General features: G+C 72.4%; 19 protein-coding genes. 12 read left to right on the top strand and 7 right to left on the bottom strand.

Annotated elements, in window-relative coordinates; translation table 11 throughout:
- Positions 1 to 126 precede the first annotated feature (126 nt).
- Positions 127 to 360 carry a DUF4287 domain-containing protein gene (locus tag ACZ37P_RS03760; RefSeq protein WP_188285479.1) on the bottom strand — a complete coding sequence of 78 codons (234 nt, stop codon included), beginning with the start codon at positions 358 to 360 and terminating at the stop codon, positions 127 to 129.
- Positions 361 to 482: 122 nt separating this feature from the next.
- Here ACZ37P_RS03760 and ACZ37P_RS03755 point away from each other — a divergent pair, with 122 nt between their 5' ends.
- Positions 483 to 806 carry a hypothetical protein gene (locus ACZ37P_RS03755; protein ID WP_355346944.1) on the top strand — a complete coding sequence of 108 codons (324 nt, stop codon included), beginning with the start codon at positions 483 to 485 and terminating at the stop codon, positions 804 to 806.
- Positions 807 to 870: 64 nt separating this feature from the next.
- On the opposite strand, the gene ACZ37P_RS03750 is transcribed toward ACZ37P_RS03755, so the two are convergent.
- From ACZ37P_RS03750 to ACZ37P_RS03740, 3 genes are all read right to left on the bottom strand, one after another.
- A complete protein-coding gene (locus ACZ37P_RS03750; RefSeq protein ID WP_391051582.1) occupies positions 871 to 1,683 on the bottom strand; it encodes a hypothetical protein in 813 nt (270 codons plus the stop codon).
- A gap of 304 nt (positions 1,684 to 1,987) precedes the next feature.
- Positions 1,988 to 3,217, bottom strand: a complete 1,230-nt coding sequence (locus tag ACZ37P_RS03745) for an acetyl-CoA C-acetyltransferase (RefSeq protein WP_467344709.1) — start codon at positions 3,215 to 3,217, stop codon at positions 1,988 to 1,990.
- A gap of 139 nt (positions 3,218 to 3,356) precedes the next feature.
- Positions 3,357 to 4,409 (bottom strand): SGNH/GDSL hydrolase family protein, encoded by a 1,053-nt coding sequence (locus tag ACZ37P_RS03740; protein WP_355346950.1) that lies wholly within the window; start codon positions 4,407 to 4,409, stop codon positions 3,357 to 3,359.
- Between the two features lie 256 nt (positions 4,410 to 4,665).
- On the opposite strand from ACZ37P_RS03740, the gene ACZ37P_RS03735 reads away from it, so the two are divergent.
- Positions 4,666 to 6,054, top strand: coding sequence for a cystathionine beta-synthase (locus tag ACZ37P_RS03735; protein WP_355346953.1), 1,389 nt, complete (start codon positions 4,666 to 4,668; stop codon positions 6,052 to 6,054).
- Between the two features lie 398 nt (positions 6,055 to 6,452).
- Here ACZ37P_RS03735 and ACZ37P_RS03730 read toward each other — a convergent pair whose 3' ends face one another.
- Positions 6,453 to 6,878, bottom strand: coding sequence for a hypothetical protein (locus ACZ37P_RS03730; protein ID WP_355346956.1), 426 nt, complete (start codon positions 6,876 to 6,878; stop codon positions 6,453 to 6,455).
- Between the two features lie 90 nt (positions 6,879 to 6,968).
- Between ACZ37P_RS03730 and ACZ37P_RS03725 the strand changes: the two genes are divergently transcribed.
- The 5 genes from ACZ37P_RS03725 (at position 6,969) to ACZ37P_RS03705 (ending at position 13,642) form a co-directional block, all read left to right on the top strand.
- A complete protein-coding gene (locus tag ACZ37P_RS03725) occupies positions 6,969 to 8,321 on the top strand; it encodes an AMP-binding protein (RefSeq protein WP_467344706.1) in 1,353 nt (450 codons plus the stop codon).
- Positions 8,322 to 8,500: 179 nt separating this feature from the next.
- The gene (locus ACZ37P_RS03720; protein WP_467344705.1) at positions 8,501 to 10,657 is read left to right on the top strand and encodes an MMPL family transporter; all 2,157 of its coding nucleotides are present in this window, start codon (positions 8,501 to 8,503) and stop codon (positions 10,655 to 10,657) included.
- Positions 10,658 to 10,912: 255 nt separating this feature from the next.
- Positions 10,913 to 11,785, top strand: a complete 873-nt coding sequence (locus ACZ37P_RS03715; protein ID WP_467344704.1) for a hypothetical protein — start codon at positions 10,913 to 10,915, stop codon at positions 11,783 to 11,785.
- 132 nt (positions 11,786 to 11,917) lie between these two features.
- Positions 11,918 to 12,784 (top strand): MurR/RpiR family transcriptional regulator, encoded by an 867-nt coding sequence (locus ACZ37P_RS03710; protein WP_355347034.1) that lies wholly within the window; start codon positions 11,918 to 11,920, stop codon positions 12,782 to 12,784.
- A gap of 261 nt (positions 12,785 to 13,045) precedes the next feature.
- Positions 13,046 to 13,642: a hypothetical protein gene (locus ACZ37P_RS03705; protein ID WP_401310213.1), complete on the top strand. Its 597-nt coding sequence runs from the start codon at positions 13,046 to 13,048 to the stop codon at positions 13,640 to 13,642.
- Between the two features lie 269 nt (positions 13,643 to 13,911).
- On the opposite strand, the gene ACZ37P_RS03700 is transcribed toward ACZ37P_RS03705, so the two are convergent.
- Positions 13,912 to 15,237: a type III PLP-dependent enzyme domain-containing protein gene (locus ACZ37P_RS03700; RefSeq protein ID WP_355346968.1), complete on the bottom strand. Its 1,326-nt coding sequence runs from the start codon at positions 15,235 to 15,237 to the stop codon at positions 13,912 to 13,914.
- Between the two features lie 173 nt (positions 15,238 to 15,410).
- On the opposite strand from ACZ37P_RS03700, the gene hutU reads away from it, so the two are divergent.
- The 4 genes from hutU to hutI all read left to right on the top strand — a co-directional run bounded on the left by hutU (position 15,411) and on the right by hutI (position 21,083).
- Positions 15,411 to 17,069, top strand: a complete 1,659-nt coding sequence (gene hutU / locus ACZ37P_RS03695; protein WP_467344701.1) for a urocanate hydratase — start codon at positions 15,411 to 15,413, stop codon at positions 17,067 to 17,069.
- Positions 17,070 to 17,197: 128 nt separating this feature from the next.
- Positions 17,198 to 18,394 (top strand): allantoate amidohydrolase, encoded by a 1,197-nt coding sequence (locus tag ACZ37P_RS03690; RefSeq protein ID WP_467345215.1) that lies wholly within the window; start codon positions 17,198 to 17,200, stop codon positions 18,392 to 18,394.
- Positions 18,385 to 19,725, top strand: coding sequence for a formimidoylglutamate deiminase (locus ACZ37P_RS03685; protein WP_355346977.1), 1,341 nt, complete (start codon positions 18,385 to 18,387; stop codon positions 19,723 to 19,725). Before ACZ37P_RS03690 ends, ACZ37P_RS03685 begins: the two co-directional genes overlap by 10 nt.
- Positions 19,726 to 19,853: 128 nt before the next feature.
- A complete protein-coding gene (gene hutI / locus ACZ37P_RS03680) occupies positions 19,854 to 21,083 on the top strand; it encodes an imidazolonepropionase (RefSeq protein WP_467344699.1) in 1,230 nt (409 codons plus the stop codon).
- A gap of 107 nt (positions 21,084 to 21,190) precedes the next feature.
- On the opposite strand, the gene ACZ37P_RS03675 is transcribed toward hutI, so the two are convergent.
- Positions 21,191 to 22,042, bottom strand: coding sequence for an RNA polymerase sigma factor SigF (locus tag ACZ37P_RS03675; protein ID WP_355346983.1), 852 nt, complete (start codon positions 22,040 to 22,042; stop codon positions 21,191 to 21,193).
- Between the two features lie 229 nt (positions 22,043 to 22,271).
- Here ACZ37P_RS03675 and ACZ37P_RS03670 point away from each other — a divergent pair, with 229 nt between their 5' ends.
- On the top strand, positions 22,272 to 22,640 hold the full coding sequence (locus tag ACZ37P_RS03670; RefSeq protein ID WP_355346986.1) for an STAS domain-containing protein: 369 nt from the start codon (positions 22,272 to 22,274) through the stop codon (positions 22,638 to 22,640).
- The last annotated feature ends 122 nt before the right edge of the window (positions 22,641 to 22,762 follow it).

Below are 22,762 nucleotides of genomic sequence, written 5' to 3'. Positions count from 1 at the left end.
CCACGGGCAAGGTGTTCGACTTCGTGGGCACCGTCACCGGCGCGGGCTTCGCGCTCGGGTCCAACGCGAACGACGGCCGGCGGCCCGTCGGCGTCTGTGGAGGGAGGGGGCGGGGCCTGGCGGGCGCTACATCAGATTGCGTGCGGCCCGCCGCAGGTCGTACTCGTGGACGAGGGCCTTCGCGTGGCCGTAGGAGAGGGCGTGCTCGCTGCGCAGCCAGCTCACCTTGTCGTCGAAGCGGAAGAACGAAGGGCCGTCGGCGAGGTCTCTCAGCCAGTCGCTGACCTCGCGGCCTGTGCAGTGCGGGATGCGGTCCAGCAGATTGCGGTGGGTCTCGGCGGAGAAGTGCGTTTGGGACATCGGCGCCTCCGGTAGGTGGTCCGGTTACCCCACCGTGCCCGAGCCTTCCCCCGTTGGCAACCACCCCGGACGTGCGGATATGGGTGCGATGCCGGTCCGCGCGCGCCGGTAGGGTCACGACCATGGCCGATCGCACTCCTCTGCGCCCCTCCGTCGAACGCCTCGCGGGACGGCTGCGGGCGCTTCCGCAGCGCCGCCTCCAGGCGGGCGCGGCGGCCGAAGGGCTCGCGCTGGCACGGTGGTTGGCGCGGCAGGCGCAGGCGCTGGAGTTCCCCGGCCGGGAGCCGTACGAGCTGCCCGACGACGGCGTCTTCACCGTCGGTGATCAACTGGCCGTCGCGGGCAATGACTTGGCGGCGGCCCTGGAAGCCGACCCGGCGGGTACGGCGGAGGTGTGCGCCGCGGCCCTCCAGCGGGTGTCGGCGGCGGCGAAGGCGATCGGCTGAGCCCGTAAGGGCCGGAAACCGGCGTCCCGCTGTGGAGCGGGTCCGGCCCTGGAGCGAGTCCGCCTCAGAGCGAGGCCACGACCCGGTCGGCCAGTACGTACACGCTCTCGTCGCCGTACGCGAAGGTGAGCGCGTACGCGCCCGCTATCGCGGAGCCGCCGCGCAGCACGGGCACCTCGCCGCGGTCGAGGGCGTCGGAGAGCTGTACCGCGGTCTCGCGGTGGCCGGGGGTCATGCACAAGGTGGTGCCGTCGGCGAAGACGTACACGTCGAGGGTGCCGAGCGGTCCGGGGCGCACGTCGGTCAGCGGGACGCGGCCGTCGGCGAGGTCGGCGAGGCGCTCGGCGGTCTGGTCCTGGGACGCGACGACCGGGGACGGCGCGTAGTCGGGACCCGAGGGGTGCGGGAAGGTGCCGGGCAGCGGGAGGGTCGCCTCCGACGCCTCGGGCTCGTGGGCCGCTTCGAGGCCGCCCGTCTCGATTCCGGCCGCCTCGAGGCCCGCGAGGTCGGCCTGCCGGGGCAGGTAGGGAAGCACCGGCGGGACCTCGTAGTCACCGGCCGCGGGACCCTCGGCGCCGGCGCCGTAGACGCCGCCGCGGAAGAAGGTGCCGTCGGTGGCGGTCTCGCGGGCCTCCTGCTCGGCCCAGAAGGCACGGGCCTCGGCCAGCTCCCGCTCCCGCTCGTCGGCGAGCGCGTCGGCGACGGCGGACCTGATGTCCCCGGCGGAGGCGCGCGGTCCGGGCACACTCAGACCGGCGAGGTCCTGACGCAGGGCGGACAGCTCGCGGCGCATGCCACGAGCGGAGAGCAGGGCGGCGGAACCCGCGGCCACGGCGATACCCGCGGCGACCAGCAGGACGGTGAAGTTGGCGCTCACTGACGTTCTCCCGACTGACGCGCGACCCGAGCAATGCCCACCGAAGCGGTGGGTGAAACTTTCCCCTCCCAACACTCTGCCGGTAAACCCCTGGCCTTTGCAGTGCGGAAAGTCACGAATTGGCCGGGTCTGTCGTCCTAGGCCATCCGGGTATGACCGTTCTGACCTGCGAAAACGCATCGCCCCCAGGAAAAATCACATCCTGGGGGCGATTTGATTGCGACTTACGTCACAACTGTGCGTTACGAAGCCGAGTGATCACGGAAGGTCACAAAATGGCCGGATGACGGGCTTCGACGGCGCGTTACGACAGCCTCTCGATGACCATCGCCATGCCCTGGCCGCCGCCGACGCACATCGTCTCCAGGCCGAACTGCTTGTCGTGGAACTGGAGGCTGTTGATGAGGGTGCCGGTGATGCGGGCGCCGGTCATGCCGAAGGGGTGGCCGACGGCGATGGCGCCGCCGTTGACGTTCAGCCGCTCCAGGTCGATGCCCAGGTCGCGGTAGGACGGGATGACCTGCGCCGCGAACGCCTCGTTGATCTCGACCAGGTCGATGTCGCCGACCGACAGGCCCGCGCGCGACAGCGCCTGCCGGGACGCCTCGACCGGGCCGTAGCCCATGATCTCGGGGGAGAGCCCGGACACGCCGGTGGAGACCACGCGGGCCAGCGGCGTGATGCCCAGCTCGCGCGCCTTGGTGTCGGACATCACGACCAGCGCGGCGGCGCCGTCGTTGAGCGGGCAGCAGTTGCCCGCGGTGACCGTGCCGTCGGGGCGGAAGACCGGCTTGAGGCCCCGTACGCCCTCCAGCGTCACCCCGGCCCGCGGACCGTCGTCCTTGGACACCACGGTGCCGTCGGGCAGCGTGACGGGCGTGATCTCGCGCTCCCAGAAGCCGTTCTTCAGCGCTTCCTCGGCCAGATTCTGCGACCGCACGCCGAACTCGTCCTGGTCCTCCCGGGTGATCCCCTTGAGCTGGGCCAGATTCTCGGCCGTCTGCCCCATCGCGATGTACGCGTCCGGCACCGCGCCGTCCTCGCGCGGGTCGTGCCAGTCGCCCAGCTCGGCGCTGCCCTGCTCGGCGCGCTGCTGCGTACGGGCCCTGGCCTCGTCGAAGACCGGGTTCATCGTGTCGGGCAGGCTGTCGGAGTTGCCCTTCGCGAAGCGCGAGACCATCTCGACGCCCGCCGAGACGAAGACGTCGCCCTCGCCGGCCTTGATGGCGTGCAGCGCCATCCGCGTGGTCTGGAGCGACGAGGAGCAGTAGCGGGTGACCGTACAGCCCGGCAGGTGGTCCATGCCCATCCGCACGGCCACGATCCGGCCCATGTTGAAGCCCTGCTCGCCGCCGGGCAGACCGCAGCCCAGCATCAGGTCGTCGATCTGGCGCGGGTCGAGCTGCGGGACCTTGTCCAGCGCGGTCCTGATGATCGTGGCGACCAGGTCGTCGGGCCGCAGCTCCTTCAGCGACCCCTTGAAGGCGCGCCCGATGGGCGAACGGGCGGCAGAGACGATGACGGCTTCTGGCATCGCGACACTCCTCGTCGAGGCTGCGGGATTCTCGGGACTCCTGGGGAAGCTACCGCCACGTAGCGCAGCGAGTCATCAGACACCGCCTGTGATGCGGGCCTCTTTCTGAGCGCTTGCTTACCCCGCTCCGTGGCTGGTCCTACCCGGCTCCGCCCGTTCCCACCCCTTCGGCCGCCGCCTCCGGGTGCCGCTCGTCCTCCGCCGGCAGTCCGCGCCGCCTGCGCCGCTTGATCAGCGCCCAGCGCCCGCGGGGACCGGACACCGCGCCCCGCGCCGCCGTGACCTCCGTACCGCCCTCGGAGGCCGCCTCGGCCGCCGCCTGGGCCACCGGCAGGAAGCCCTCGCCGCGGCGCGCGTCCGGCCGCTCGTCGTCGGTGTCCGGCCACAGCCCCAGCGCCGCGCACAACGTCGGCAGTACGGCCATGGCGGCCGTCGCGTAGCCCTCCGCCGACGGGTGGAAGTTGTCGGGGCCGAACAGCTCGCGCGGCCTGGCCTCGAACTCCGGGCCGAGCAGCGCGCCCAGCGACACCGTACGGCCGCCCAGGCCCACCACCGCGATGGTCTGCGCGGCGGCGAGCTGGCGGCTCATCCGGCGGGCCAGATAGCGCAGCGGCTGGTAGACCGGCTCGACCGAGCCCAGGTCGGGACAGGTGCCCACGACCACCTCGCACTCCGCCTCGCGCAGCCGCCGTACCGCGTCCGACAGCAGCCGGACCGAGGTGGCCAACGGCATCCGGTGCGTCACGTCGTTGGCGCCGATCATGATCACCACGACCTCGGGCACCGGAGCGCCCGACTCCAGCAGCAGCGTCACCTGACGGGCCAGGTCGTCCGACTGCGCGCCGGGCAGCGCCACGTTCACCAACTGCACCGGCCGCTCGGCGACCGCGGCGAGCCCGGAGGCCAGCAGCGCGCCCGGCGTCTCCCTGGCCCGGCGCACGCCCTGACCCGCCGCCGTGGAATCACCCAGGAAGCCCAATCGCAGCGGCGTCTCGCCGGTCCGGTGCGCGAACGCGGAGCCGTACCTCCCGTCCGCCCGCGGCGCGACCGCGCCGGATCCGCCGACCATCCGCTTGGCCAGCCGCGCCTCGGTCAGCAGCACCCCGATCGCGGCCCCGCCCAGCAGGCTGATGCCGCCGCCTCCGAACGCCGCCGCCGTCGCGATCCGCCGTGCCACCCTCGCCCTCGACATCGAGCCGGTCACCTCCCACTGACTCCACCGGCCTACTGCGTGTACGCACGCGTATCGGTCCTGGTTACTTGGTACATGAACCTGGTGCCCCGTCAGGGACCATCAGCAACGTCAACGCTGTCCGCGTCGTCCACGTTTCGCCCGCGGTTCGCTTCCCCCGTCCTGGACCTGCCCGCTAGGTACCGCCAGCCAGACGAGACCTTGCGGACACGCCCTAGGCTTGGCCCCACCATCACGGAGAACCCGGAGACATACGGTGCAGTTTCACGACTCGATGATCAGCCTCGTGGGCAATACCCCGCTGGTGAGGCTCAACAGCGTGACCGAGGGGATCCAGGCGACAGTCCTGGCCAAGGTCGAATACTTCAACCCCGGCGGTTCGGTGAAGGACCGCATCGCGCTGCGCATGATCGAGGCCGCGGAACGCAGCGGCGATCTCAAGCCCGGCGGCACCATCGTGGAGCCCACCTCGGGCAACACCGGCGTGGGTCTGGCCATCGTCGCGCAGCAGAAGGGCTACCACTGCGTCTTCGTCTGCCCCGACAAGGTCTCCACCGACAAGATCAACGTCATGCGGGCGTACGGCGCCGAGGTCGTCGTCTGCCCGACGGCCGTCGACCCCAGCCACCCGGACTCGTACTACAACGTGTCCGACCGGCTGGTCCGCGAGACGCCCAACGCGTGGAAGCCGGACCAGTACAGCAACCCGAACAACCCGCTGTCGCACTACCACTCCACCGGCCCCGAGCTGTGGGAGCAGACCGAGGGGCGGATCACCCACTTCGTCGCGGGCGTCGGCACCGGCGGCACCATCTCCGGCACCGGGCGCTATCTGAAGGACGCCAGCGAAGGCCGCGTCCAGGTGGTCGGCGCCGACCCCGAGGGTTCGGTCTACAGCGGCGGCTCCGGGCGGCCCTACCTGGTCGAGGGCGTCGGCGAGGACTTCTGGCCGACCGCGTACGACCGTGAGGTGGCCGACGAGATCGTCGCCGTCTCCGACAAGGACTCCTTCCAGATGACGCGCCGCCTGGCCAAGGAGGAGGGCCTGCTGGTCGGCGGCTCCTGCGGGATGGCGGTCGTCGCCGCGCTGGAGGTCGCCAAGCGGCTCGGCCCCGACGACGTGGTCGTCGTCCTGCTGCCGGACAGCGGGCGCGGCTACCTCTCCAAGATCTTCAGCGACGAGTGGATGAGCTCGCACGGCTTCCTCGACGAGAGCGGCGGCAACCAGCGGATCGCCGACGTCCTCGCCCACAAGGACGGCGGGCTGCCGCAGCTCGTCCACATGCACCCGGACGAGACGGTCGGCCAGGCCATCGAGGTGCTGCGCGAGTACGGCGTCTCGCAGATGCCCGTCGTCAAGCCCGGCGCCGGGCACCCGGACGTGATGGCCGCCGAGGTGATCGGCTCCGTCGTGGAACGCGACCTGCTGCACGCGCTGTTCACCAAGCGCGCCACGCTGGAGGACCCGCTGGACAAGCACCTGTCCGCGCCGCTGCCGCAGGTCGGCTCGGGCGAGCCGGTCGCCGATCTGATGACGGTGCTGGAGAGCGCCGACGCCGCGATCGTGCTGGTGGAGGGCAAGCCGACCGGCGTCGTGAGCAGGCAGGACCTGCTGACCTTCCTGGCCGGGCACAGCGGCGTCTGAGCCGCCGGGGGGCCGTGTGCGGCGGGTGTCCGCGGCGCGGGCGGGGATTCGCGGAAACTGGTACACCCGCGACACGTCCGCGCAGCACGGGCTTAACAAGCGTCCGGCACATTAGGGGATGTCGAAAGGCACGGGACACCGGCCGGTCGGCACAACTGAATGTGGCGCCAAGGACTTCCGGAGCGGCTCCCGGACTCCATGGTGACCCTTGGACGCGAGTGCTCGGCCCTGACCCAGCCCGCGTCCACCGCGGGAACCGCCGTCGTCCCGCCCTCCGGCCTTGTTCCGGGGGTGCGGCGGTTCCCGCGCTAACTCTTTCGCCGGCCCGATCGCTAGGGCGCACCGTACGGGTGCGGGTTCTTCGGCGCGGGGCCCGGCCGGCCAGGGCCTGTCCGGCCCTAGGCCCAATCGTCCTTGTCGTCGTCGCGCTTCGAGCGCGGGACCAGGAAGCTGCTCAGGCCCTGGGCGACGTTCACGCCCACGATGCCCGCCCAGGTGATGAACAGGCCCGCCGTACCGGCGTTGACCGCGCCGATCGCGGACAGCGGGATGGCGGCGATCATCGTGAACCCGGCGAAGCCGTAGCGGGCGAAGCGCGCGCTGGGCTGCGGGGGCCCGATCGGGCGGCGGTCGGCGCGGGCGTACGACGTCTGCTGCTGCGCCAGCTCACGCCGTACGCGCTGCTCCACGCGGCTGTCGACGCGCTCTGTCACCTTCTCCATGAACGAGTCGACCAGCTCCGACTCGTACTCCGCTCCGAGGTCCTTGCGTGCCTGCAAGGTGGCGGAGAGTTCCTTGTTGAGTTCCGGGTCGCGGGCGTCCATGCGGACACCGTACGGACAGCGGGGGGTGGGCGACACTGGGGTTAGCCCCCGAATGCGCCGGGGGCCAGCCGTCCGCGAGGAGATTCCCGTATGCCTTCCCCCGTGCCGCAGCCGCCCGCCGTCCCCCTGCTCACGGCGCTGTACGAGGGCCGGGACCGGGCGGACGCGCTGACCGTGGACGGCCGGTCCTGCTCGTACGAGGAACTGCTGGGCGCCGCGGGCGCGGTCGCGCGGCGGGCGGGCGGGACCGGGGCCTTCGTCGTGGAGGCGACGGCGTCGCTGGAGACGGTGGCGGCCGTGGTCGGCGGGCTGCTCGCCGGGGTGCCGGTGGTGCCGCTCGCGCCGGACGCGGGCCCGGCCGAGCGCGAGCACGTCCTGCGCGACTCCGGCGCCCGGACGCTGCCGGTGGACTTCGCCGAGCGCGCCGACTTCACCGGGACGCCCGCGCCGGGCCCGGCCCTGATCCTCTACACCTCCGGCACCACGGGCCCGCCCAAGGGCGTACTGATCTCACGGGCCGCCGTCGCCGCCGACCTGGACGCGCTGGCCGCCGCCTGGCAGTGGACCGCCGACGACACCCTGGTGCACGGCCTGCCGCTCTTCCATGTGCACGGCCTGGTCCTCGGTGTGCTCGGCGCGCTGCGCACCGGCAGCCGCCTGGTGCACACCGGACGGCCGACCCCGCAGGCGTACGCGGCGGCGGGCGGCAGCCTCTACTTCGGCGTGCCGACCGTCTGGCACCGGGTGGTGCGGGACGAGGCCGCCGCCCGCGCGCTGTCCGGGGCGCGGCTGCTGGTCTCCGGCAGCGCGCCGCTGCCCGCGCCCGTCTTCCGGGACCTGCTGGCGCTCACCGGCCAGGCCCCGGTGGAGCGGTACGGCATGACCGAGACGCTGATCACCCTGAGCGCGCGGGCCGCGGGGGAGCGGCGCCCCGGCGCGGTCGGCACCCCGCTGCCCGGCATCCGTACCCGGATCGCCGAATCCGCCGACGGCGTCGGCGAGTTGCAGCTCACCGGGCCCACCCTCTTCGACGGCTACCTCGGGCGGCCCGAGGCGACGGCGGCCTCGTACACCGCCGACGGCTGGTTCCGTACGGGCGACATCGCGAGCGTGGACGAGGACGGCACGCACCGGATCGTCGGCCGGGCCTCCACCGACCTCATCAAGTCCGGCGGTTACCGGATCGGCGCGGGCGAGGTGGAGAACGCGCTGCTCGACCACCCGGCGGTACGGGAGGCCGCCGTCGTCGGCGCGCCGCACGCGGACCTCGGCCAGCAGATCGTCGCGTACGTCGTCGCGGACGGGGTGACGGCGGCCGAACTGACGGACTACGTGGCCACCCGGCTGTCGGTCCACAAGCGGCCCAGAATGGTCCGGTTCCTGCCTGAACTGCCGCGCAACGCGATGGGGAAGCCGCAAAAGAAGTTGCTGCCGCCCGTATGAAAAAGGTAGGGATACGGGGGTCGGAGTTGCCGCTTGCCGGGCGGCAAGTAGGCTCCTGGCCTATAAGTCCACCCCCTTGCACACCACCGGGCGGCCGGTACACGCCGCCCGGGTCGCCGATACCCGGGCCCCGCTCCAAAGGGTGGCGGTGATACGCCCTGCCATGGAGGCAGCACCGCATGTTCCACCGCATCGGACGCACCGTCGTCCGCCATCCCGTATGGACGATCGTCGCGTGGCTGATCGCCGCCGTCGCGATCATCGCCACCGCACCGAGTCTCCCGTCCAACAGCGACGAGAGCAGCTTCCTGCCCAGCAGTTACGAGTCGATCAAGGCGATGGACGTCCAGGAGAAGGCGTTCCCCGCCGCCTTCACCCCGGCCGCGATCGTCCTCTACCAGCGCACGGACGGCGCGGCGCTGACCGACGCCGACAAGTCGGAGATCACCAAGATCACCGACGAGCTGGGTAAGAAGAAGATCGACCAGGTCCAGAAGGTCGTCGAGGGCAGCGCGTCCAAGGACGGCAAGTACCAGACCGCGCTGGTCCAGATGAACAAGGAGACGGCCGGTCAGCCCAAACAGGCCGACGCGGCCAAGGCGCTGCGTGACGACTCCACGGCGCTCGCCAAGGGCACCGATCTGAAGGTGCAGGTCGGCGGGCAGGCGGCCCAGGCCCTCGACCAGCAGGACGCGGGCAAGACGTCGGACGCCGTGGCGCTCGTCGGCTCTCTGCTGATCATCATCATCACGCTGGCGATCATCTTCAGATCGCCGCTCATCGCGATCATGCCGCTGGTCATCCTGACCGGCGTCGTCTTCACCGTCGCCAACGCGCTGATCGCGGACGCCACCAAGATCTTCGGACTCCAGGCCAACAGCTCCATCTCGGCGCTGCTGATCGTGGTCGTCCTCGGCGTCGGCACCGACTACTTCCTCTTCCTGATGTTCCGCTACCGAGAACGGCTGCGGGCGGGTGACGAACCCAAGGAAGCGATGATCAACAGCGTCACCCGCGTCGGCGAGGCCATCGCCTCGGCGGCGGGCGCGGTCATCATCTCCTTCCTGGCGCTGGCGCTGTCCACCCTGGGCTTCCTCACCCAGCTCGGCCCGGCGCTGGCCATCCTGGTCGCCGTCACCCTGATCGCGGGCCTCACGCTCTTCCCCGCGATCTGCTCGCTGATCCCGCCGCGCGCCCTGTTCTGGCCCGGCAAGAAGTGGCAGCAGGAGCCCTCCGACGCGCGCTTCGCGGCCATCGGCCGGGTCGTCGGCCGCAGGTCCGGCATGGTGGCGATCGTCTCCGGTCTCGTCATGCTGCTGCTCGCGCTCGGCACCCTCGGCTACAAGGCGTCCTACGACCTGGCGTCCGGGTCGATCCCGAAGACCAAGGAGTCGATGGTCGTCCAGGACACCCTCCAGAAGGCGTACTCGGCCGGTGCGGCGGAGCCGACCTCGGTCTTCCTCACCAGCACCTCGAACAAGCCGCTGGGCTCGGTCGACTACACCGCGTACGCCGACAAGCTGAAGAAGGTCGACGGCGTCGCGGACGTCTCCTTCGACCAGAAGAACGACCTCAACAAGGACGGCACCACCGCGAACTTCACGGTGACCCTGAAGTACGAGACGGCCAGCGACAAGGCGATCGCCGCGGTGGGTGATGTGCGCACGGTCGCGCACGACAACGCCCCGCCCGGCACCGAGGCCCTCGTCGGCGGCTCGTCCTCGATCTTCAAGGACATCAACGCGGCGGTGAACCACGACTACAAGACGGTCTTCCCGGTCGCCGCGATCCTCATCATGATCATCCTGGGACTGCTGCTGCGCAGCGTCGTGGCGCCCTGGTACCTCATCGCGTCCGTCGCCCTCGGCTTCGGCGCCACCCTCGGCGCGACCGTGCTCATCTTCGGCCGCGGCGACGGGCTGATCTTCCTGCTGCCGATCATCATGTATCTGTTCGTCGTCGCCATCGGCACCGACTACAACATCCTCATGATCGCCCGGTTGCGGGAGGAGGCGCAGGAAGGCCGCGAGCCACGCGAGGCCGCCAGCATGGCGCTGCGGCACGCGGGTCCGACGATCGGCGCCGCGGGATTCATCCTGGCCGCGACCTTCGCGACCCTGATGCTCTCCGGCAACGCCTTCCTGACCCAGATGGGCTTCGCCGTCGCCTTCGGCATCATCGTCGCCGCCTTCGTCATGGCCATGTTCTTCACTCCCAGCCTCACCGCCCTGATGGGGCACGCGGCCTGGTGGCCCGGCCACGCCGACCGCACCCGCGCGGCCGCACCCGGCGGTCCCGCTCCCGAGCGCGAACTGGACGAGTCCGGCCACCGCTGACCCCGCGCGGTGCGGTCCGCTCGGTCCGCACTGTTCGTCCTTTATGTCCGACTCGCTCCGGCTTCTGAAGGGGCCGGGCAGGTGTTCACCGCCTGCCCGGCCCCTTCGCCGTGCCGGTCGAGGACGCGGGTGGGTAAACCTCGCAAACCCTGACGGCGTCCTACGTCATGGTCCGCATGGGGCGGATGTCCGGCGGATAGACGCGTCTATACGCTTGTGGGCGGAGTTTGGGAGCGGGAGAGGGGGCGGTGTCGGGTGCCGGGCAAGGTCCGCGAGGGGAGTCGGGGCGCCGCGGAGCGGGTGGGGACGGCGCTGCGGGGAGCCCTGCGGCTGATCTGGCGGACCGTGCGCGGCGAGTGGCAGGGGATCGTCGTCGCGCCGGTGCGTGAGCTGCTGCGCCGCGGGCTGCCCGGGCTGTCCCTGGCGTTCCTCGCCGGGCTCGGGGTGATCTTCTTCCACGGGATAGCGCAGAGCAGGGCGGGCGCGACCGTGGTGCGCGTGGTCGGCGGTGTCTACGCCGATCTGCCGTTGCCGCTGGCCCTGTTGCGGACACCGGTCTCGCTGTACGTCCCCGCGCTCGACCTGCCCGTGTGGGCGGGCATGACGCAGCTCTTCCTCGCCTTCGCGCTCGCCGAGCTGGTACTCGGGCGGGCCAGGACGCTGGTGATCGCGTACACCACGACGCTGGTCGGCACCCTGATGGCGCGCGCCATGATCGCGATGGGCACCGGCTGGTGGGGGCTCGGGCTGCCGCCCGACGCCGGGGCGATCCTCGACACCGGGCCGTCGGCCGCCGTCGTCGGGCTCTTCACGTATCTGTCGATCACGCAGCGCGCGCCCATCGTCTTCTTCTTCACTGGCGGCTCCATGGTCATGGAGTCCGTCATCAAGCCGAATCTGGCGGGCCGCGAGCACCTGATCGCCATCGCCACCGCGATCGTCCTGGCCGTCGTCCACCGCCGCCACGCGCTGTCGGCCTCGCGCGTGATCCGCAGCTCCGTCGCCGAGGAGCACTCCCGCCGGGTCGAGGAGAATCCCCTCCGGGCCGAAGAGCGCCCGCACCGAACCGAGGAGCGCCCCCTGCGGGTCGAGGAGAACCGCGACCTGCCGGGCGCCCAGGCACCGTAGCCTTGCCCGGACTGCATATCGTCATGCAGAGTCTTGTCCCAGTGAATAAGAGCCGGTGGACGGGGTCACGATGGGCTGGGCGGCGAAGGTCGGGGACGGCGAAGGGCCGGTGCGGTGACGGAGAGCGACGTGGTGACGGGCGGCGACGCGGCGGCGCGGGACGCGGCGGGCGGCGCCTCGGCCCGGCTGCTGAAACTCTTCGAGGCGCACCGCCTCACGCCCACCCAGCGGCGGATCGCGCACTGCCTGGTGCGTAAGGCCGCGCAGGCGCCGTACCTGTCCAGCGTGGAGGTGGCGGAACTGGCGGGCGTCAGCCAGCCGTCGGTCACCCGTTTCGCCGTCGCCCTCGGCTTCGACGGCTACCCGGCGCTCCGCCGCCACCTGCGCGAGGTCGCGCCCGCGCCCGCGGAGCCGGAGACGGCCGCGTACAACGAGTACCAGCAGGCCGTGCACGCCGAGATCGAGAATCTGCGGCACCTCGCGGAACTGCTCGGCGACACCGGGCCCGCCACCCGCGCGGGCGCCGTACTCGCCGCGTCCCGGCCGCTCCCGGTCCTCGGCCTGCGCGCGGCCGGCGCCCAGGCCCGCGGCTTCGCGTACTTCGCCGCCAAGGTCCACCCCGACGTGCGGCTCCTCGACGAGGGCGGCACGATGCTCGCCGACCGGCTCGACGCGGCCGTGCGCGCCGGAGCCACCGCACTCCTGTGCTTCGCGCTGCCCCGCCACCCCCGCGAGGTCGTCGACGCCCTCGCCCACGCCCGCGCGGCCGGCCTGACCGTCGTCACCGTCGCCGACAGCGCCTTCGCCCCCGTCGCCGCCCACACCGACCTCCTCCTCCCCGCCGCCGTCGGCACCGGCCTCGCCTTCGACACCGCCTGCGCCCCCATGCTCCTCGGCCGCGTCCTCCTGGAGTCCATGTGTGACGCCCTCCCCGACGCCCAGGCGCGCCTGGAGGAATTCGACGCCCGGGCGGCGGCGCGGGGCGTCTTCACCGAGTAGCGCCTCGGGCGCCGTTCTGATGGCCTGGCACCGTTCTCAGGGCCCGGTGCCGTTCTCATGGGCCCGGCGCCGGTCTCATGGGTCCGGCGTCGCCCCGCCCGCGGCGAATCCGCATGATTCCGGGCCGGAAGCCGCACTTCTTAACGAAAATCTGAGAAACACTGAGTACCCTCCCCACCACTTGCTGGGTGATGCCGTGGCGAAGGACGGCAGCGAAGGAGGAGGCGCGACGTGGTGCGCGGGGCCTACACATTGGCACGGGTGGCAGTGACGGTGCGCGCGGCGGCGTGCTGGCTGTGGTGGGCGGGGGTGATCGCGGCCGTGCCGGGCACGGCGGTGACCTTCAGCCCGACGGGACGCCGGATCGGCGTCATGGCGGGCGCGGTGGCGTTCATCGTCGCCGCCGTGACCGCCTACGCGGTACGCGGCGGCCGGTACGCCGAGCGGGCGAGCGCCGCGACCAAGGCGGCGAAGAGCGTCTTCCTCCAGGACCGCAGGGTCACCGCCCGCGCCTGGCTGCGCCGCCGCAGGTGGTGGCTGCTCGCCGCCTTCGTGGTGGCCGCGGCCTCGTCGCTCGCGCTGCCCTGCGCGGGCGGCATGCTGCTCGGCGGCATCGGCGCCGGGCTGTGGGCCAAGTCCCGCAGGATCGCTCGGATCGAGCGTTCCCAGGACGCCCTGCTGTGGGTCCGCCCGGACGGCGACGGCGCCGCCTACCAGCTCACCGGGATCGCCGCGGGCGACGCGGCCCCCGGCGGCGGTCGCCGCCGCGGCCCGGTGACCGCCGCCAACCCCGTCGCGGCCCCGGCGCCGCGCCGCCGCTCCGCGCGCCCGGCCCGTCCGCGCGCCGGGCGGTCCTGAGCCGAGGGATGGTGACCGCCGGGTGGCCGCCGCCGGGCGGTCCTGACCCGAGGGATGGTGACCGTCGTGTGGGTGCCGCCGGGCGGTGCTGACCCGAGGGATGGTGACCGCCGTGTGACGGCGGTCGGCCCGGCACCGGGCGGTCCTGACCTGGGCGAAGGCAACCGCCCGGTGGCTGCCGCCGGGCGGTGCTGACCCGTGTGACGGCGGTCGGCCCCGGCACCGGGCTGCCCCTGCGCTAAGTGAAGGCGACCGCCCGGTCGTCGCCGTCAGCCCCGGCGCAAGGGCGGCAGGGCGCCGCCGCTCTCCGCCACCAGGTCGTCCAGGGTCTGGGCGGTCCTGACCTGAGCGAAGGTGACCGAGCCCGTGCTGTCCGCGGTGTAGCCGTGGACGGCGGGCCGGGGCAGCGAGTTGTACGCGAAGTGGTTCGAGAAGTAGTACGCGCCGGTGTCGAGCAGCGCGACAAAATCACCCGCGTCCAGCAGCGGCAGCGCCCGGCCCTGCGCGACCAGGTCGCCCGCGAAGCAGCACGGCCCCGCCACGTCCTGCACGACCGGCTCGCCGTCCTTCTCGCGGCCCTTCCCGTCCAGCGCCAGCACCCGTATCGGCCACGCCTCGGGGACGAAGACGGTACGGGTGGCCACCTGAGCGCCCGCGTGCGTCACCGCGATCGGCCGCCCGCCCGCGGACTTGGCGTACTCCACCCGCGCCAGCACCGTGCCGTTCTTGGCCAGCAGCGAGCGCCCGAACTCGGTGACGATGCCGTAGCGCCCGTCGAAGAGGCCGGGCACCTCGGCGCGCAGCACGCGCGCGTAGTCCGCGAAGGACGGCGCGACGTCGTCGGAGCGGAAGTTCACCGGCAGGCCGCCGCCGATGTCGAGCACGCTCACCTGCTGCCGCCCGGCCGCCGCGTTGATCCGCTCGGCCAGCTCGTACGCCGCCCGCACGCCCGCCGCCATCAGTTCGAGCGGCACACCCTGCGAACCGGTGTGGGTGTGCAGCCGGTTGAGCCAGGGGCGCTCGGCGTACGCGCGCAGCACCCACTCCTCCGCGCCCGGGTCGCGCAGCGCCACGCCGAACTTCGAGGTGGCCGTCGCGGTGCTCATCGCGCCGATCGTGCCGCCGCCCACCTGCGGGTTGACCCGCAGCCCGACGGGGGAGGCCGACTCCGCCCCGGCCAGGCGCAGCGCGTCGATTCTGGCCAGCTCCTGCGGATTGTCCGCGTTGACGGCGATGCCCAGCTCCAGCGCCTCGCGCAGCTCCGCCACGGTCTTGGCGGGGGAGTCCAGCACGGTCCGGTCGGCCGGGATGCCCGCGGCGCGCGCCAGCGCCAGCTCGCCGGGGCTGGCGACCTCCGCGCCGAGCCCGCACTCGCCGAGCAGCGCGAGCACCGGGACGAGAGAGGCGGCCTTGACGGCGAAGGTGTGGGTGACGGCCACGCCCGGCGTCGCGAAGGCGGCGTGCAGCGCCGTCGCCGAGCGTTCGATGCCGGTGACGTCCAGCAGGCCGACGACCGGCTCCGCCTCGCCGACCAGTCCCTGCTCCACCGCGGCACGCAGCGCGTGCCCTCGCCGTATTCCCAGTTCATCCGTCATGACATCCATCCCACCACCTCCCCGCCCGCGCCCGCCAACCCGGCTCAAGGAGTGGTCGCGCCGATCTCACCGGGGCCGCGCGACCGCAGCTTGTTGACTAGAGCTATTCAGCTAGTCAGGATGTGAATGGATGCACCCACACCGGGTGCGCCGACGACGAGGAGGCCGCACCGATGACGGGACCGAGGCCGGTACGCGCACCGCGCGGTACGGAACTGAGCGCGCTGGGCTGGCAGCAGGAAGCCGCGTTGCGCATGTTGCAGAACAACCTCGACCCGGAGGTCGCCGAGCACCCCGACAAGCTCGTCGTCTACGGCGGCACCGGCAAGGCCGCCCGCGACTGGAACTCCTTCGACGCCATGGTCCGCACCCTGCGCGGCCTCAAGCAGGACGAGACGATGCTCGTCCAGTCCGGCCGCCCGGTCGGCGTCATGCAGACCCACGAGTGGGCGCCGCGCGTCCTCATCGCCAACTCCAACCTCGTCGGCGACTGGGCGAACTGGGAGGAATTCCGCCGCCTCGAAGCCCTGGGCCTGACCATGTACGGCCAGATGACCGCCGGCTCGTGGATCTACATCGGCACCCAGGGCATCCTCCAGGGCACCTACGAGACCTTCGCCGCCGTCGCCGCCAAGCGCTTCGGCGGCTCGCTCGCCGGGACCATCACCCTCACCGCCGGACTCGGCGGCATGGGCGGCGCCCAGCCGCTGGCCGTCACCATGAACGGCGGCGTCGTGCTCTGTATCGACGTCGACCCGCGCGCCATCGAGCGCCGTATCGAGCACCGCTACCTCGACGTGAAGGCCGACTCGCTGGAGCACGCGCTGCGGCTGGCCACCGAGGCCCGCGACGCCCGCCGCCCGCTGTCCATCGGCGTCCTCGGCAACGCCGCCGAACTGGTGCCCCAACTGCTCGCCATGGGCGCCCCCGTCGACATCGTCACCGACCAGACCTCCGCCCACGACCCGCTCGCGTACCTCCCGCTCGGCATCGACTTCTCCGACATGGCCGACTACGCGGCCGAGAAGCCCGCCGAATTCACCCAGCGGGCCCGCGAGTCCATGGCCACGCACGTCGAGGCCATGGTCGGCTTCCAGGACGCGGGCGCCGAGGTCTTCGACTACGGCAACTCCATCCGCGGCGAGGCCCAACTCGCCGGATACGAGCGGGCCTTCGCCTTCCCCGGCTTCGTCCCCGCCTACATCAGGCCGCTGTTCTGCGAGGGCAAGGGCCCCTTCCGCTGGGCCGCGCTGTCCGGCGAGGCGTCCGACATCCACAAGACCGACAAGGCCATCCTCGAACTCTTCCCCGAGAACGAGTCGCTGGCCCGCTGGATTCGCCTCGCGGGCGAACGCGTCCAGTTCCAGGGCCTGCCCGCCCGCATCTGCTGGCTCGGCTACGGCGAACGCGACCGCGCGGGCGAGCGCTTCAACGAGATGGTCGCCGACGGCACCCTCGCCGCCCCCGTCGTCATCGGCCGCGACCACCTCGACGCCGGTTCCGTCGCCTCCCCCTACCGCGAGACCGAGGCCATGCTCGACGGCTCCGACGCCATCGCCGACTGGCCGCTGCTCAACGCCATGGTCAACGTCGCCTCCGGCGCCTCCTGGGTCTCCATCCACCACGGCGGCGGCGTCGGCATCGGCCGCAGCATCCACGCCGGCCAGGTCACCGTCGCCGACGGCACCCCCCTCGCCGCCGAGAAGATCCGCCGCGTCCTCACCAACGACCCCGGCATGGGCGTCATCCGCCACGTCGACGCGGGCTACGACCGCGCCGACGAGGTGGCCGCCGAGCGCGGCGTGCGCGTCCCGATGCGGGAGACCGAATGAGCACGAATTCAGCCTCGGCGTTCGATGAGCGGGGTCCAGGGGCCGAGCCCCCGGTTCCGGGAAGGGGCGGGCCAGGGGAGAACGGCTCAGGGGCGAAACAGCCCGCCGCGGGCGCGTCCTTCCACGCGATGTGGCGCGACCTCCTCCCGGTCGGCCGTGACACCGGAACCGGCGGCTACCGCCGCTACGCCTGGACCCCGGCGGACACCGACTGCCGCGCCTGGTTCCGCGCCCAAGCGGAGTCCCGCGCCCTGACCTACGAGGTCGACCGCAACGGCAACCAGTGGGCCTGGCAGGGCGACCCGACGGCGGGCGACGCCGTCGTCACCGGCTCCCACCTGGACTCCGTCCCCGACGGCGGACCCTTCGACGGCCCCCTCGGCGTCATCTCCTCCTTCGCCGCCCTCGACGAACTCCGCGCCCGCGGCGCGACCCCCACCCGCCCCCTGGCCCTGGTCAACTTCACCGACGAGGAAGGCGCCCGCTTCGGCGTCGCCTGCGCCGGTTCCCGGCTGAGCGCGGGCCAGTTGACCCCGGAGCGCGCCAGGGAACTGCGCGACGCGGACGGCGTGAGCCTCGCCCGGGCCATGGAGACGGCGGGCCAGGACCCGGAGGCGATCGGCCCCGACGCCGAACGCCTCGCCCGGATCGGCGCCTTCGTGGAACTCCACATCGAACAGGGCCGCGCCCTGGACCTGTCGGGCGACGCGGTCGGCGTCGCCTCGGCGATCTGGCCGCACGGCCGCTGGCGGTTCGACTTCACCGGCGAGGCCAACCACGCGGGCACCACCCGCCTGGAGGACCGCCGCGACCCGATGCTGACCTACGCCAACACGGTGCTGGCCGCCCGCAAGAAGGCCCGCCTCGCGGGCGCCCTCGCGACCTTCGGCAAGGTCAGCGTGGAACCCAACGGCGTCAACGCCATCGCCTCACTCGTTCGGGGCTGGCTCGACTCGCGCGCCGCGGACGAGGCCACCCTCGCCGAGGTCGTCACCGCCATCGAGCAGGCCGCGACCGAGCGCGGCGCCCGCGACGGCGTGGACGTGCGGGTCGTCCGCGAGTCCTTCACCCCGGTGGTGGAATTCGCCCACGACCTGCGCGACCGCCTCACCGCGCTGCTCGGCGGCGCCGCGCCCGTACCGGTCCTTCCGACCGGCGCGGGACACGACGCGGGCATCCTGTCCGCGACCGTCCCAACCGCCATGCTGTTCGTACGCAACCCCACCGGCGTCTCGCACTCCCCGGCCGAATCGGCGGCCGAGGACGACTGCGTCGCCGGTGTGACCGCACTCGCCGACGTACTGGAAGGTCTCGCGTGCAGGTGACGTACTGGCTGGAGCACGCCTGGCTCGGCACCCATGTCGAGCCGGGCGTCGCGCTCACGGTCGCGGACGAACGCATCACCGAGGTCAGCACAGGCGTGGACGCGCCGCCCGCCGGGGCGACCGTCCTGCGCGGCCTGACCCTGCCCGGCCTGGCCAACGCCCACAGCCACGCCTTCCACCGGGCCCTGCGCGGCACCGTGCAAGTCGGCTCCGGGACCTTCTGGACCTGGCGCGAGTTCATGTACGGCGTCGCGCAGAAGCTCACCCCCGACACGTACTTCGACCTCGCGCGCGCCGTCTACGCCGAGATGGCGCTGGCCGGGATCACCGCGGTCGGCGAATTCCACTACCTGCACCACCAGCCGGGCGGCACCCCGTACGACAATCCCAACGCCATGGGCGAGGCCCTGATCGCCGCCGCGGGCGCGGCCGGGATCCGGATCACGCTGCTCGACACCGTCTACCTGCACGGCGGCCTGAACCGGAACGGCTACGCGCCGCTGGCCGGACCGCAGACCCGCTTCGGCGACGGCACCGCCGACCGCTGGTACGAGCGCTGGTCGCAGCTCAAGGGCGGCGGCCACGCGACGATCGGCGCCGCGCTGCACTCGGTGCGGGCCTTCTCGGCGAGCGACGGCTACACGGCCTTCGCCCGCTGGACCGACGGCGTGCCGACGCACATCCACCTGTCCGAGCAGCCCGCGGAGAACGAGGCGTGCGTCGCGGTGCACGGCCGCACCCCGGCCCGGCTGCTCGCGGACTCCGGCTTCTGGAAGCCGACCGCCACCGCCGTGCACGCCACGCACCTCACCGGTGAGGACATCGGCCTGATCGGGCGCGCGGGCAGCACCGTCTGCATGTGCCCCACGACGGAACGCGACCTGGCCGACGGCATCGGCCCGGCGCCCCGGCTCAAGGCGGCGGGCAGCCCGCTGAGCCTGGGCAGCGACAGCCACGCCGTCATCGACCTGTTCGAGGAGGCGCGCGCCATGGAGCTGAACGAACGGCTGCGCACCCGCGCCCGCGGCCACTGGACCGCGGCCCAACTGCTGCGCGCCGCCACCGAGGACGGTCACGCGAGCCTCGGCCGACCCGACGCGGGCCGCCTGGAACCGGGCTGCGCCGCGGACTTCACCACGATCGCGCTGGACTCCGTCCGCACCGCCGGACCCCTGCCCCGGCTGGGCGCGGAGACCGCCGTATTCGCGGCCACGGGCGCGGATGTGACGTCCACCGTGGTCGGCGGCCGGCAGATCGTCCGTGACGGGCGGCATCAGCTCGTCGAGGACGTGCCCGCCGCCCTGGCCGCGGCCATCGCGGCCACCCGCTGAGCCCGAGCCGGAACCCGAGCCCGAATCCGAACCCCCTCGCGGGGCGCCCACCGAGCCCGAGCCCGTCCCCGAGCCCCGGCACACCGCCCCCGCCCCCGTGCCCGCGTCCGAAGGAGAACCCCCGCGCGATGACCAGCAGCCCGGCGACCAGCAGCCCGGCGACCAGCGCCCCGAGCGGCCCGGCGCACAGCACGGCCATCACCAACATCGGCAGTCTGGTCACCAACGATCCCTCCCTCCGCACCCCGGAAAACCCCCTCGGCCTGATCCAGGACGCCGCCGTCGTCATCGAGGGCGACCGCGTCGTCTGGACCGGTACCCACAGCAAAGCACCCGCCACTGACAGTCACCACGACGCCGGGGGCCGGGCGCTGCTCCCCGGCTTCGTGGACTCCCACGCGCACCTGGTCTTCGCGGGCGACAGGACCGCCGAATTCCACGCCCGGATGTCGGGCCGCCCCTACTCCGCGGGCGGCATCCGCACCACGGTCGCGGCCACCCGCGCGGCCACCGACGACGAACTGTCGGCGAACGTCGCCCGCTACCTCGCGGAGGCGCTGCGGCAGGGCACCACGACGCAGGAGACCAAGTCCGGCTACGGCCTGACCACGCACGACGAGGCCCGCGCGCTGCGCATCGCGGCCGGTCACACCGACGAGGTGACGTACCTGGGCGCCCATGTCGTCGCCCCGGAGTTCGCCGACGACCCGGCGGCGTACGTCGCCCTGGTGACCGGCGAGATGCTGGACGCCTGCGCGCCGCACGCCCGCTGGATCGACGTCTTCTGCGAGGAGGGCGCCTTCGACGGCGACCAGGCCCGCGCGGTCCTCACCGCGGGCGCGGCCCGCGGACTGATCCCGCGCGTGCACGCCAACCAGCTCTCGTACGGCCCCGGCGTGCGCCTCGCCGTCGAGCTGGACGCGGCCTCGGCCGACCACTGCACGCATCTGACGGACGCCGACGTGGACGCGCTCGCCAGCGCGCCGCGTACGGTCGCGACGCTGTTGCCCGGCGCCGAATTCTCCACCCGGGCCGTCTACCCGGACGCCCGGCGGCTGCTGGACGCGGGCGCGACGGTGGCGCTGTCCACGGACTGCAACCCGGGCTCGTCCTTCACCAGCTCCATGGCCTTCTGCGTGGCCCTCGCGGTCCGCGACATGGGCATGACCCCCGACGAGGCCGTCCTGGCCGCCACCCTCGGCGGCGCCCGGGCGCTGCGCCGTACGGACGTCGGCACGGTCGCGCCCGGCGCCCGCGCCGATCTGCACCTGCTGGACGCCCCCAGCCACGTCCACCTCGCCTACCGCCCTGGAGTCCCCCTGACGGCGGCGGTGTGGCAGGCCGGGAAGCGCCTCTGAAGCGCCGAGGAGCGCGCCTGAGCGCCCTGGGGAGGCTGCTTAGGGCCTGTGCGGCGGGCGGGCGTGCCAGGGGGCGAAGGGGCCGTTCGTGATCCGCCGGACAGGCCCTAGTCCTCGACCATCAGTCCGCGGCGCAGCCGCGCCAGCGTGCGCGACAGCAGCCGTGACACGTGCATCTGCGAGATGCCCAGTTCCTCGCCGATCTCGGACTGCGTGAGATTGGCGACGAAGCGCAGCGACAAGATGGTGCGGTCGCGCGGTGTGAGCCCGGCGATCAGCGGCTTCAGGGACTCGACGTACTCGATGCCCTCGAGGTCGTGGTCCTCGTAGCCGATCCGGTCGGCCAGCGCGCCCTCCGGGTCGTCCTCCGCGGGCTGGGCGTCCAGCGAACTGGCGGTGTACGCGTTGCTCGCCGCCATGCCCTCGACGATCTCGTGCTCGGGCAGGCCGAGGCGTTCGGCCAGCTCCCGCACGGTCGGGGAGCGGTCCAGTTGCTGGGCCAGCTCGTCGCCCGCCTTGGCGAGGTCGAGCCGCAGCTCCTGGAGCCGCCGCGGCACCCGTACCGACCAGCTCGTGTCACGGAAGAAACGTTTGATCTCACCGATGATCGTCGGCATCGCGAACGTGGGGAACTCCACACCGCGGCTCAGCTCGAACCGGTCGATCGCCTTGATCAGGCCGATCGTGCCGACCTGGACGATGTCCTCCATCGGCTCGCTGCGGGTGCGGAAGCGCGAGGCGGCGAATTTCACCAGCGCCAGATTGAGTTCGACCAGGGTGTTGCGGACATACGAGTACTCGGTGGTGCCCTCCTCCAGCGACTGGAGGCGGGCGAAGAGCGTCTTCGACAGAGCGCGGGCGTCGACCGGTCCTATACGGTCGTACGGCGGGATCTCGGGAAGTCCCTCAAGGCCCTTGAGCTGCTCGTGCGCATGATCCAGGCTCAGCCGGGGTGTCATGTGCTCCTCCCTCTCTTGAGACCTTTCGCGACCACTCGCGGCGATGGATGGAGCGGTGCCGTATCTCCACCCCTACCCCGATTCCCCGGCCGGTCGCAAATTCCCTCGAACGGGTGAGGTACGGTCCGCTGGACCGTTCCTGCCGGGCCCGCGACCTCCGACTACCGCGCCATCTGCGAAAAGCGTAGGGTCGGGGGGCGTGTCAACACGGACGCACAGAGGAGCGCACATGGACCGCGATGTGGTCGGCACGGCCGACCTGGGAAGGCTGCGTGTCGAGGTGGGACACCACGGCCGATCCGCGGTCTTCGCCCCCACGGGCGAGTTGGACCACCACACCGCTGACCTGCTGAGCGAGCCGCTCGACGCGGCTCTCGACGCGGGCACCACCCGGCTGGTGATCGACTGCTCGGGCCTGGAGTTCTGCGACTCCACGGGGCTGAACGTGTTGCTGAGCGCGCGACTGCGGGCGGACGCCGCCGGGGGGGCCGTCCATCTGGCCGCCATGCAGCCGACGGTCGCCCGCGTTTTCGAGATCACCGGGGCGGACACGGTTTTCACCGTGCACGCCACGCTGGACCAGGCGCTTCAGGAGTAGCGGGGTGCGTACGGGGGCCATGGGACGTGAGTGGCGATTTCCTGCGGGACGATGTTTGGTGGGCTCCCAGACGTGTTCCCGGAGATCGACCGGGAAGAAGACCGACGGACACCTGTTGGACA

It is taken from the genome of Streptomyces sp. NPDC024632, assembly GCF_055559175.1.
Note: the sequence above shows the minus strand (reverse complement) of the source record. Positions and strands in the feature narration are given on the sequence as shown.

What these genes read in the sequence shown, in the direction of transcription:
- ACZ37P_RS03760 (WP_188285479.1), bottom strand. Translation starts at nt 360, where the DNA reads ATGTCCCAAACGCACTTCTCCGCCGAGACCCACCGCAATCTGCTGGAC.
- ACZ37P_RS03755 (WP_355346944.1), top strand. Translation starts at nt 483, where the DNA reads ATGGCCGATCGCACTCCTCTGCGCCCCTCCGTCGAACGCCTCGCGGGA.
- ACZ37P_RS03745 (WP_467344709.1), bottom strand. Translation starts at nt 3,217, where the DNA reads ATGCCAGAAGCCGTCATCGTCTCTGCCGCCCGTTCGCCCATCGGGCGC.
- ACZ37P_RS03740 (WP_355346950.1), bottom strand. Translation starts at nt 4,409, where the DNA reads ATGTCGAGGGCGAGGGTGGCACGGCGGATCGCGACGGCGGCGGCGTTC.
- ACZ37P_RS03730 (WP_355346956.1), bottom strand. Translation starts at nt 6,878, where the DNA reads ATGGACGCCCGCGACCCGGAACTCAACAAGGAACTCTCCGCCACCTTG.
- ACZ37P_RS03725 (WP_467344706.1), top strand. Translation starts at nt 6,969, where the DNA reads ATGCCTTCCCCCGTGCCGCAGCCGCCCGCCGTCCCCCTGCTCACGGCG.
- ACZ37P_RS03720 (WP_467344705.1), top strand. Translation starts at nt 8,501, where the DNA reads ATGTTCCACCGCATCGGACGCACCGTCGTCCGCCATCCCGTATGGACG.
- ACZ37P_RS03700 (WP_355346968.1), bottom strand. Translation starts at nt 15,237, where the DNA reads ATGACGGATGAACTGGGAATACGGCGAGGGCACGCGCTGCGTGCCGCG.
- hutU (WP_467344701.1), top strand. Translation starts at nt 15,411, where the DNA reads ATGACGGGACCGAGGCCGGTACGCGCACCGCGCGGTACGGAACTGAGC.
- ACZ37P_RS03690 (WP_467345215.1), top strand. Translation starts at nt 17,198, where the DNA reads ATGTGGCGCGACCTCCTCCCGGTCGGCCGTGACACCGGAACCGGCGGC.
- hutI (WP_467344699.1), top strand. Translation starts at nt 19,854, where the DNA reads ATGACCAGCAGCCCGGCGACCAGCAGCCCGGCGACCAGCGCCCCGAGC.
- ACZ37P_RS03675 (WP_355346983.1), bottom strand. Translation starts at nt 22,042, where the DNA reads ATGACACCCCGGCTGAGCCTGGATCATGCGCACGAGCAGCTCAAGGGC.
- ACZ37P_RS03670 (WP_355346986.1), top strand. Translation starts at nt 22,272, where the DNA reads ATGGACCGCGATGTGGTCGGCACGGCCGACCTGGGAAGGCTGCGTGTC.